Origin of the sequence: Dokdonia ponticola (assembly GCF_042653865.1) — a bacterium.
Classification (GTDB): domain Bacteria; phylum Bacteroidota; class Bacteroidia; order Flavobacteriales; family Flavobacteriaceae; genus Dokdonia; species Dokdonia ponticola.
Window position 1 is genome coordinate 167,168 of record NZ_JBHSFV010000001.1, and the last position, 11,869, is coordinate 179,036.

9 protein-coding genes and 1 pseudogene are annotated in these 11,869 nt (G+C 38.3%); 6 read left to right on the forward strand and 4 right to left on the reverse strand.

The window, feature by feature from the left end; translation table 11 throughout:
- The first annotated feature begins 545 nt into the window (after positions 1-545).
- From ACFO3O_RS00760 to ACFO3O_RS00775, 4 genes are all read left to right on the forward strand, one after another.
- On the forward strand, positions 546-2,390 hold the full coding sequence (locus tag ACFO3O_RS00760; protein WP_379976610.1) for a PLP-dependent aminotransferase family protein: 1,845 nt from the start codon (positions 546-548) through the stop codon (positions 2,388-2,390).
- Positions 2,391-2,646: 256 nt separating this feature from the next.
- Entirely contained in the window at positions 2,647-4,323 is a 1,677-nt protein-coding gene (locus ACFO3O_RS00765) for a hypothetical protein (RefSeq protein WP_379976611.1), read from the forward strand.
- A 553-nt stretch (positions 4,324-4,876) separates the two neighbouring features.
- Positions 4,877-5,431, forward strand: a complete 555-nt coding sequence (locus ACFO3O_RS00770; RefSeq protein WP_379976612.1) for a hypothetical protein — start codon at positions 4,877-4,879, stop codon at positions 5,429-5,431.
- 240 nt (positions 5,432-5,671) lie between these two features.
- The gene (locus ACFO3O_RS00775) at positions 5,672-6,649 is read left to right on the forward strand and encodes a hypothetical protein (protein WP_379976614.1); all 978 of its coding nucleotides are present in this window, start codon (positions 5,672-5,674) and stop codon (positions 6,647-6,649) included.
- 130 nt (positions 6,650-6,779) lie between these two features.
- Here the strand turns inward: ACFO3O_RS00775 and ACFO3O_RS00780 are convergent.
- Positions 6,780-6,899 (reverse strand): annotated as a pseudogene (locus ACFO3O_RS00780) (IS110 family transposase); the annotation flags it as partial.
- Positions 6,900-7,120: 221 nt separating this feature from the next.
- Between ACFO3O_RS00780 and ACFO3O_RS00785 the strand changes: the two are divergent.
- Both ACFO3O_RS00785 and ACFO3O_RS00790 read left to right on the forward strand, forming a co-directional pair.
- Positions 7,121-7,624, forward strand: a complete 504-nt coding sequence (locus ACFO3O_RS00785; protein WP_379976615.1) for a cupin domain-containing protein — start codon at positions 7,121-7,123, stop codon at positions 7,622-7,624.
- 147 nt (positions 7,625-7,771) lie between these two features.
- The gene (locus ACFO3O_RS00790; protein ID WP_379976616.1) at positions 7,772-8,566 is read left to right on the forward strand and encodes a hypothetical protein; all 795 of its coding nucleotides are present in this window, start codon (positions 7,772-7,774) and stop codon (positions 8,564-8,566) included.
- Between the two features lie 166 nt (positions 8,567-8,732).
- Here ACFO3O_RS00790 and ACFO3O_RS00795 read toward each other — a convergent pair whose 3' ends face one another.
- From ACFO3O_RS00795 to ACFO3O_RS00805, 3 genes are all read right to left on the reverse strand, one after another.
- The gene (locus tag ACFO3O_RS00795) at positions 8,733-9,263 is read right to left on the reverse strand and encodes a YfiT family bacillithiol transferase (RefSeq protein ID WP_379976618.1); all 531 of its coding nucleotides are present in this window, start codon (positions 9,261-9,263) and stop codon (positions 8,733-8,735) included.
- Positions 9,264-9,435: 172 nt separating this feature from the next.
- Entirely contained in the window at positions 9,436-10,368 is a 933-nt protein-coding gene (locus ACFO3O_RS00800) for a peptidylprolyl isomerase (RefSeq protein WP_379976619.1), read from the reverse strand.
- A gap of 56 nt (positions 10,369-10,424) precedes the next feature.
- Positions 10,425-11,804, reverse strand: coding sequence for an alanine/glycine:cation symporter family protein (locus ACFO3O_RS00805; protein ID WP_379976620.1), 1,380 nt, complete (start codon positions 11,802-11,804; stop codon positions 10,425-10,427).
- Between the last annotated feature and the right edge of the window lie 65 nt (positions 11,805-11,869).

Consider the following 11,869-nt stretch of genomic DNA (forward strand, 5'->3'; position numbering starts at 1 on the left):
GACACAGACGGAAGGGAGAGGAAAGCCCCAAAGGAGAACCCTAACACCCTAAAAAAACTAAATCAAAAGCTCCTTCCCTCAGCAGCCATGTGCTGAGCTTGACGAAGTAGAAGGTGGATGTGTCGAAAAATGAGACACAGACGGAAGGGAGCTCCCCCTACCCTAAAGAATTTTTTAAAAAACATAAACAATCCCTTCTCCCTCTGGGAGAAAGCTAGGTTGAGGGCAAGCCCCCTAACCCCCAAAGGGGGAACTCAAATATTGCCTGCTATCACCTAATCAAAAAAGAAAACTAAAACATTCTTCACAACTAAATCAAAAAGCTCTTCCCTTCTTTAGAGGGGAAGTGGATGTATTGAGGCACGAGATACAGACGAAGGGGAGCTTTCTATACTTTCCTAAAAACATATAAAATAGAGTACTACACTATTTTTATTTTAAAAATTAATCTCTTTTCCATGCGCAAGATTTCCATAAAAAAACGTCTTATAACGCTTCGTGAAAATTCAAATTCACGTATATTATACCCTTCTAAAAGTAAGAAAATGGAACACAGTAAAAGGCTGAATTATATCAAAGAGGTACTTAAAAATATGCCCTCAGATTGGTTGGGGCTAACCACGCATCGATTAGATATTTACGAGGAAGAATTAGCTAAAACACAGTTTTTAGATCAGTTTGAACATTTATATCAAGCAGGGAATTCAGAGTCAGCAGCATTGTATCAATTACCCACCGCCTACGACTATATTCGCTTAGGGCATCCGTTATCCTGTGTCTTGGAATGGGGAATTGCAGGATTACAAGGACTCGCACCCGAGCAACTTATCAGCTTTTCCTCTAGAACCATTCCTATAGTATCGGTTTTACGAAAAAACCTCTTTGACCAAAAAAATACACAAATCCTTTACACTGGGAAGTTACCCGCTTTTTTTGATTCTGAAGTCATCAAACGCGTATATGGATATACCTTTGAACTAAAACAAATAAAAGACACAACTGATATTCCCGAATTTGACGGAAGTACCGTTCTTATTTCTGAGCACACCACCATCAGCAAAACAGTACTCCATCCAACAGTTGATTTCTACATTCACACCTATACACAACTCGGAAGTATTCTACTTATCAATGGTGAGCATAACAAGGATTATATTTCAGACATTCAGCACGTACGAAGAAGAGAAACCATTGCCATGACACCTTCTGATTGTCTCATTGCCTTAAAGGCACTGGTAGATCAATCCTCGATTCCTCAAAAGAAACATACGTTACTCGAAGATAAAACTCGTGTTGAAAATACCATTGCAGACATTACAGGCTCTTCAACCAGAGCCCTCATGGGTTCAAGCGGACTCTCGGTACAATATGCTATTATGATGGGTCTCATTCATGATGCGTTAGAAAAACACAAAGGAAAGGCAATCAAATTTATTGTCCCACCCAATTGCTACGGAGGTACCAATGATCAAGCGAGACGTGTGGCCGCCTGTTTAGACACTGTAGACGTAGTCGATTTGCCAGTAGATGGTGATAATGATATGGTGAGAAGTATTGATCAGGTACTGAACGCTATGGCAAAAGAAGATGCTGTACCGTATATTATTGCTGAAATTCCTACAAACCCTAGAGTAGAAGTTCCTGATTTACAAGAACTCAAAAAAGTATTGAGTGAGGTACGTACCACACTAAATGGTGAAACGGCTATTGATCCTGTTTTTATTTTGGATCAAACCTTTTGTCCGAATGTCCATTTTTTGGGGGAAGGTGAAATACTCTCTACCATCAGAACCATTTCTTATGCCAGCGGCTCAAAATTCCCAAGCGGTGGAAAATGCACCGCAGGCTATTGTGTTGGTAATACAAAAACAGCAGATTTAATGCTCACCATAGAAAAGCACCTACAACTTTGTGACAACGAAGCTACTGCCGATCAAATGATGATACTCGCCACGCAAATGCCGTCTATGAATCAACGGATTCATGATGCGTATCTCAATACCCGCGAGTTTGTCAACTTCATCCATGAGACATTACCTGAGGCAAAAATTAATTTTGTTTCTGAAGAACTCGCAGCACAAGGATTTACCCCTTCGGTTTTTTCATTAGACCTTCCTACCAAAGGAAATACACCTGAAGAAAAAGAAGCACACAAAAGGATGCTCAATCACAAGCTGATTCATCTGATGATTACTGGAATCCCAACAGAAAGCAAGTATTGTGTGAGTTACGGACAACTGCAAGGATGCTACTGGACCATTCCTGCTACCTCAACCCAAGGCACCACCAAAGAAGACGATAAAGATTATATTGCCCGCGTATCACTTTCTGCCAACATGGATTTAGAACGTCACAAAGAAGTCTTTTTACAGTTTGCGGAAAGTATGTAGAGCCCCCTAACCCCCAAAGGGGGAACTCTTATACTTGATTAATTATTTGTAATTCGCTTTCGCGAAAAAGAACCAAGACATAAAAAATCGGGACCAAAAAGTAATCTCTTCTCCCTCTAGGAGAAGACTAGCCCTTATACTGAATTTGTTTCTGTAATGAAGGAATCAAAAGGTTTCCTTATTTTTATGAAATCAGCAAAATCTTCAGACTTTTGCTTTTTAGATTAAAAAAATAATCCGTAAACAGCATAATCAGATGAAAACTACCACCGTCCTTCTTTCTCTTTTGTTAACACTCTTTTTAAGCTGTCAGACGAATACCAAAGAAACCACCTCAGAAACTCAAACTAAGGAAGAGAATTTCACCTCTAATGAGTATAGAGACTTAGTTACCTTATTTAAAGATTGGAGAACCTTTGAAAAACCACCGCTTTTGGATGGCGCCCCTGATTATACCGCAGCAACCTTCGAAAAACGGTTACCAAAATTTAAAGAATTACAGTCAGGATTACATGCTATTGACACCACACATTGGCCTATAGAACATCAAGTCGATTGGATGATTGTTTGGGCTGAAATGAATGGCTATGATTTCAACCATCGCATTTTACAACCTTGGACGCGTGATCCCGCTTTTTATAAATCGGTTTGGTCCTACAGAAGCGATGTACCTGCCCATGAGGGGCCTACCCATCATGGCACCACCGAACTATGGACCTATACATTTCCCTTATCAACAACAGAGAGAAGTAGATTGATAAAAGACCTAAAAACAATCACCCCACTCAATAAGCAAGCAACGGAAAATTTAACTGGAAATGCAAAGGATTTGTGGATCACCGGCATTAGAGATATTGAAAATCAGAGTGTGGTGCTGACTAATCTAAAAAAACAAACTAACATTAAAGAGGATACCGAATTAGTTTCGGTGATTGAGGAAGCCATTACCTCCACCAATGATCTGGTGTCTTGGTTGCAAAAGCAATCCGAATCAAAAACAGGTCCCTCAGGCATTGGTAAAGAAAACTACACCTGGTATTTACAAAATGTGCATTTGGTCCCCTTAACTTGGGAGGACGAAGTGATGATCTTAAAACGCGAACTCGCACGTGCGTGGACATCACTAAAACTAGAAGAGCACAGAAATAGAAAATTACCAGAACTCGTGGATGCTAATTCGCCTGAAGCTTATAATAAAATGGCAGATGAGGCCGCCAAAAGCTTGATTACCTTTTTAGATCAGGAAGACATTGTGACTGTAAAACCCTATTTTGATCCCGCTTTACGTGAGCATTTAGGCGAATTTATCCCAAAGGAGAAACGAAATTTTTTTACCATAGGAGAACACTACGATCCAAGACCTTTATACTCCCATTTTTACCATTGGTTTGAGTTAGCACGCATGGATAACGAACCCCACAAAAGTGAGATCCGAAAAGGTCCCTTATTATATAATATTTTTGACTCCAGAAATGAAGGCACTGCCACCGCCGTTGAAGAACTATTCATGCAAGCAGGTTTATACGATGATAGCCCACGCAGTAAAGAAATTGTCTATATCATGATCGCACAACGTGCAGCAAGAGGTTTGGGATCCTTATACGCACATGCCAATGAAATGACTATGGAAGAAGCTGGAGGCATTCACAGCGAATACACCCCCCGGGGTTGGATGAAAACCGAAAAAGAACTCCTCATTTTTGAGCAACATTTGTATTTACGTCAACCAGGCTATGGAACCAGTTATATTACGGGTAAATATTTACTAGAAAATGCATTCGCCGACTATGCCAGAATCCAAGAATCACAAAACAAACCTTTTATTTTAAAAGACTTTTTTGACACCCTAAACAGTATCGGAAATATCCCTGTATCCTTAACGCATTGGCAAATGACGGGGTCAGATGATCATTTAAAATTTAGTAATAATTGATGTAAGTGTTTCGCTTCCGCGAAAAGGAAAAGCCCCCTAACCCCCAAAGGGGAATTAAAAAACGCACAAAACATCCTCAAAAACTAAAATCAAAAGGCTCCTTCCCTCAGCGAGGGAAGGTGGATGTGTTGAAGAATGAGGCACAGACGGAAGGGAGAGAAAAAGCCCCTATAATTATAGAAACTTTCTAAGAAAGACTAAACACCAAGCTCATAGTAATATAATTTCTTATCACTCCTTCCTCACTTTATTAAAAGTATGTGTATTGATTCCTATAGAAAAGCGGTCTTTGGTCTTTTTTATCACTATTGTAGGAAACCGTAAAAAAGTACCCTTAGAGAAAAGTAGATTTAGTACCGACTACAAATGTTTATAAATACTTGTAACCGTTTTACACGATACATCTAATTTCATAATTAAGCCAAAAATCCTATAAAACAATGAATTACATATATAGTTTCTAAAAATTATAGTAAGTTTGAAAGGAAACAGATATATGTAAAATATCGTACATGTATGATATAAACTAGTTGTGTTTCATATAAACCAAACAATGAAAAAAATAATTTATCTAATTACAGCATTATCTATTTTAAGTTGTGGGACAACTAAAACGAGTGTAAAAAATGACCAGAATTCTTACTATCCTATCTCTGGAATAGATACAAAATTCAAATATGCCGATTCGGATTCTTATGTTCTTCATAAAGACTTGAACGTGACGAGAATGAAGAATGGTAAAAAATATTCAGTGAGACAAATAAGTTATTCTTGGGGTAAATCAACAGAAACTATGTATCGCTTGGATAATGGGAACGTGATATATTACGATACTAAATCAAATACTGAAAATATGATTATGCCAAATGAACCTCAAGTTGGTTTCAAATGGCAAAGCACAGACAAAGCTTGGGAATATGAGATTATGGATTTGGATGCAGAACTTGAAACGCCGTCTGAAAAATACAACGGGTTGTTAGTTATGAGAGCAACCCAAATTACAGGTCGAGACCAAACCAAACTAACTGAATATTTAAATTATTATCAGAAAGGAACAGGTAAAATAGCGAGCGTTGGAAACGGAAAATTAATGACTTATAGATTGTAGAATGCCAAAAACATACATCATAACAACAGATATAAGAAATTTGTTATCAACCTCTTAACTTAAAATAATTGCTAATTTGCAAAGACCGCCAAAACCTAGTTTTGGCTTTTTGAAGTATTAAGATAAAAAACCGAATAACAAGGTTTTGGCTCTGTGAAAAACCGAAAGGAAATTGCGTGTTTGCGCCCGCACTTTCCATAGCCACGACCGTTAGCACAAATGTAAACCAACCATCAAACTATGAAAAAACTATTACCCTTGTTAGTATTTACAATTTTCATTTCTTCTTGCAGCAGTCCAACTGATAAAAAGATTTTTGAAAAATTAACAGTAGAGGATTTAAAGACAGCTATTGAGAATGACACACTATTCAAGTCAACTTATCAATTAATTGAGTTTCAAAAGGATTCAGTTTTAACAACAGAATTAGATAAAGTTAAATGGTCGGATTTAACTTACTCAAGAATTCACGAACTTGTTGAATTTGCAAATGATACTACATTGACCAAACCTTTAAAGGAACAATTTGAAAAAGAATGGAAATCAAAATATGGGATTGTCGCTGAACAAATAGATTCTGTTTCAGTATACTGGAAAAAATACGCTAAAGAAAATTCTCTTGACCAATACGTAAAGGTTGAATTAGTTAGCCTTGACAAAGATTATTATTCATATTCAAGCGGAGTTAGAAGTGTAAATTTAGGTTTCAAACTGACACCATTAAAAGGCAAGATTGAACAAATGAGGTTTGGCTATGAAATTCAATCTAAACTCGATGAGGACAATGAAAAATCTGAGTATTCATATTTGCTCTCGACTATGGACTATTCTTGGTGCAGGATGTCTCGACCATTCTCAAAACCAACAACAAGATATTGGGAGGCAAATTATACGAATGAAAAAATATTGGAATCTCGAAGTGTCAAAACTTTATTGCGTGATTACAATGTAAACATAGCTGTCGACGAAATACGAATTGACGGAAAGAATATTGACCGAGATGATTTGGGAATACCTAAATCAATAGAGAGACATTGGGAATATGAAAATAAAGAATACTTGTCTGATTTATATATGGATGATGTTGCAAAAGAAGTATTAGGTAAAAATTATGTTCGAAACTATGAATACAGAAATGAAAAAATGGACAGTATTTATAGAGAAAAAGACAAATTAGCGTACGAATTTATTACATTAAAAAAAGATAAAGCGGAATAAACACTTGTGCTAACAAAGAACTGAGGTAAAAAACAAATAAATTCTTCCTTAATCTGAGACATGATAATTCTAGGCCGATAGATTCAATAATTCGATTCTTTGAGCTTTTTTTATTGCATTTAATTTCTATTTATCTTGGAAGTATGGAAAAGTAAGTTTCATCATATGACCTTCCTGATTTAGCAATAGCAAAACACTGTTTAAGAAGCTTGTTCGCTACAGCTATCAATGCCAGTTTCTTACTTAAACCACTTTTTCTTTTTTTAATATAACTTGCTCCGCATTATTAAAACAAGTTCAGCACAGGCTCTATATGTGATTTATTATTTTCGCGAACCTGCCTCACCGTTAGGGAGGAACGTAATCATTGTATCCTTCATATAAATTTCTAATCTTTAAACAATTCTGAGGTAAAGGAAAGATTTATATTTGGGTATCTGAATGTCATATATGACAACCTAAACACATGCTATGAACACTAAGGAAACCCTCATCAAAACCCTACACCTCCAACCCCACCCAGAAGGAGGCTACTATAAAGAAACCTATAGGAGTCAAGGAAACATCTCAAAAGAGGGATTACCATCTGCATACGGAGGGAGCAGAAACTACGCCACAGGGATTTACTTTTTACTGACATCAGACAGCTTTTCGGCGTTTCATAAGATTAATCAGGATGAGATGTGGCATTTTTATGATGGCGCTCCTATTCGACTCCATATCATTTCTGAAGCTGGTGTCTATTCACAACATACCATAGGACGTGATATTCAGGCAGGAGAAGTTCCCCAACTCGTGGTACAAGGGGGTGATTGGTTTGCTGCAGAAGTGATGGGCGATGATACCTATTCGTTTGTCGGTTGCACCGTATCGCCAGGATTTGATTTTAAAGACTTTGTGCTTCCCGAGAGAAAAGAGTTAGTGACCTTATTTCCTGAGCATGCAGAAGTGATTACACGATTGACGCATCACTAAGAAATATTGAATAGGTGGTAATCACGCCTATTTCAAAAATTATTAATTGAACCAAAATAAGCTATAGACGCTTCTCCTGATACCTGCTGAAAACGAAGGTATTGCATTTTTTTCATACATTTATAGAAACAGTAATCGAGTATCGCCATGTCTGAAGAAACTTCTGATCAATCAGATTCTGAATTGATAAAATCAAAATTTGAATTTGAAAAATACAAATACAAAGTAGAAATCATTAAGTGGTTTATAGGATCGGTTGCGCTTGTATTAGTCACCGCATTGATCAACTACGGGTTTAAAGATCGGGAAGCGGGACTCAACGAAATCCAGCAATACGATAAATACGTTACCGAGCTTATTATTCTTAATAAAGATATTGCTCAAAAGCGAATGCTAGCGCAGTTTTTTGCGCATGTAACCCCCTCTGAAAAATTAAAAAAAGGATGGTGTTCTTATTATAAAGAGGTGGATAAAGAATATCAAAAGATGATAGCTCCTATTCTTAAAAACGATTCTATCACCCGAAGCAAATATTTTGCACTTCAAAATAATAAAGAAGCATTGACCACTCAGGAAAAAACAAAATTAGTAGCACTCAAAAAGCAAATAGAGGATAATGAAAAAATGATCAATCCAGAAATCATCCTTCCTAGAAAAAACAATAGCAGTTATGAAGATGCCTTACAATGGGAAGAAGAAGGTTTTGCTTTCTTGTTAAATAAAGATGTTACGAATGCGATCTTGGCCTTTAGAAATAGTGAGAATGCCTACAACCAATTTCATCAAGTGTACGAGATTGCCCAATATTTATCTCAAAACAGACGCAGATTAGCAGATCCAGAATCTCCATTTTGGAACACTGCATTTAGAAAAATAGCCAATGATTTTTCTTGGAAAATGCCTCCTGAGATACGAGAGCAATTAGCAAATCCTAACGAGTAATATATACTTTTAGTTTGTCAAACTGAGTCTTTCGACAAGCTCAAGACAGGCTTTGTCAAAGTTTTTAGTGCTTTGACTTTCAATAGCCCTTCGACAAGCTCAGGGTGACAATTAGGTTCTTTTAATGCTTTCCGAAAATCACCCTTTACAACTACTAATCAATCACTTACAACCAACCTTCTCGCTTCACCAAATTCGCAATATGCATATAGTGATGCATCCCATGCCAAGCGTACTGACCTACGTTTTGACGTAAAGAAATCACGGTATTCCCATCAGGGTGAACAAATGTACGTTCTAATTGTTCATCGCTGAGACAACGCAATAAGCGGACTAATTTGTAATGTACCGCTTCTAGGTGTTTTAAGGACCACTCTACCGGCATTCCTTCTAGATCTGGGAGATCTGTCCATTCTTTTTCAAGATACGGCTTGATGGTTGGGTTATCTTCGGTAAGTGCCCATTTAAAACGGATATAACTATGATGATGACTATCCGCTAGATGATGCACTACTTGGCGTACCGTCCACCCTTCAGGTCGATAGGGAGTGTCTAGTTGACTGTCGGGCATATCGCTCACCATATCGCGTAATTGCGCAGGTAAGACTTCTAGAATGGTGATCCATTCCTGTAATTTTTCGTCAGTAATCACTGTTGGGGCTGTAAATCTGCCTATTGGGTATTTTAATTCTTCCATTCCCCAAAAATAGAAAAAGTGCCTATCGAAATAGGCACTTTTTTATAAGTAGTTATCCACAGTCTAAAACGACTAGGGTTTTATGATTGTATTGTTGTTAAGTACGCTTTCGTGCTTCGTCTGGCTCAGCATAAACTTCTGCGTCATTCCATTCCTTAAAAGCGTATATAACTTATTTTACAGCCACCAATTCCACATCAAAAATAAGTGTTGCATTTGGTGGAATCACCCCTCCAGCGCCACGGCTTCCATAGCCTAAGTTGGAAGGAATGACTAAACGAGCTTTATCACCTACGCCTAATAACATAATTCCCTCATCCCATCCTGCAATGACTTGCCCTTGACCGATTGGAAAATCGATAGGTGCATTACGCTTATACGAACTATCAAAGACAGTCCCATCAGGTAATTGTCCTTTGTAGTGTACAGAAACCGTTTGTCCAGCGGTTGGTTTTGCACCACCACCGTTTTGGATAATTTTATATCGTAACCCGCTATCTGTTTTATCAAAACCAGCAGCAATTTTATCTAATGCAGCTTCTTGTGCTGCTTTTTCTTCTGCAATTCTTTTTTCTCTTGCCCCTTCAAAAGTTCTAAACGCTTCAATCGCGTTCCATGCTTCAGCAGCAGCTCCTTGACGTATGATGGTCACTTTGTCCATCGTATCGCCTTGTGCAATCGCATCTACCACTTCTTGTCCTTCGATCACAGACCCAAAAACGGTATGTTTCCCATCTAACCAAGGGGTAGGTACATGCGTAATAAAAAACTGACTTCCATTGGTACCAGGACCTGCATTTGCCATACTTAATTTACCAGGAGCATCATGGATCAATTCTGGATGAATCTCATCATCAAATTGATATCCTGGGCTTCCTGTTCCTGTTCCTAGCGGACATCCAGCTTGCACCATAAAATCAGGAATCACTCTATGAAATGTTAATCCGTCGTAGTATGGAGTTCCTTGTGGCTTTGCACCATTTTCCATATTTCCCTCTACTAACGCTACGAAATTCCCTACTGTTCCGGGAGTTTTTTCGTGCTCTAGCTGTACTACTATCTCGCCCTTTGGCGTACTAAATTTTGCGTATAAACCGTCTTGCATTGTTCCTTTTTTTAATGAACTGCAAAGATAGTTATATCCTAATGAAGGGTAAAGTATTAGCCTTTCGATTTTTTGAAACTACTGAAATATTTTTTGGCTTCTTTCATCACTCTAGGAGCTAAATATAAGGTTGCAAACATAGTAGGAATCGCCATGAGTGCAAATACCCCATCTATTAAATTAATCATCATGTCTAGTGTGGTAGTAGCCCCCAATAGGATACTTCCCACATAAAAAATGTTGTAATATTTCTTGTTTTTGACACCCGCTAGAAAACTCAAACTTTTAGATCCGTAATAGGAGTATGAAAAGAGGGAGGAGATACTAAATACGGCAATACAGATCAATAATATATATTTTCCTGCCGATGGGATTGCTTTCGCGAAAGCGGTCGCCGTAAGGCTCACTCCGTTTACATCAGTACTTTCCCAAACGCCTGTGACCAAAATAGCCAATGCCGTGAGCGTACACACAATCAACGTATCAATGGCTGGGCCTAACATCGCCACAAGTCCTTCTCGGATAGGCTCTGCTGTTTTGGCAGCACCATGTGCCATCGGAGCAGTACCAATACCCGCCTCGTTAGAAAACGCACCTCGCTTAATACCCAGTACAATCAGTGCCCCTAAAATCCCTCCATACAAGGGCTCGCCTTTATACAAACTCGCCGAAAAAGCATCGGTAAGAATGAGTTTAAAATACATAGGCACTACCTCTATATGCTGAATTAAGATATACATCACCGCCATAAAATAAAGGGCGACCATAGAGGGCACCAATCGAGACGCCGTTTTACTTATACGACTCAAACCGCCAAAAACCACAATACCGGTAATGATGACAAGAACAATGCCTATGATGAGATTGGTTTTCAAACCGACTTCAATACCTTGGGGTTTTAGTAAAATATCATTGATCGCTTGGGTGAGTTGGTTGACATTAAAAACGGGTAATGCGCCAATGAGTGCGGCCACACTAAAAAAGACTGCCAAAGGCTTCCACGCCTTCCCCATGCCTTCCATGATAAAATACATCGGTCCGCCTTGCGCGACACCTTCACTATCGGTACCACGATACATCACAGCCAAACTTCCTGTAAAAAACTTAGTCGCCATCCCGACCACAGCACTGATCCACATCCAGAAAACAGCTCCAGGTCCACCAATGGCAATCGCCACCGCAACCCCTGCAATATTTCCCATGCCCACCGTTGCCGACAAGGCAGTAGTCAACGCTTGAAAATGACTAATCTCTCCAGGATCATCAGGATCATCATACTTCCCACGAAGCACTTGAACGGCATGTCCTAAATATCGAAAAGGCAAAAAACGAGAATAGATCAATAAAAAAAGCCCCCCTCCTATTAATAAAACCAGTAACGGAATACCCCATACCGCTCCAGAAAAAGCTTTCATATATGCATCTAATTTTTCCATAAATAATGTGTGATATAATTGCTTAAATCTACAACTTATAGACCTTTTTTCTGTAGATTAATTAA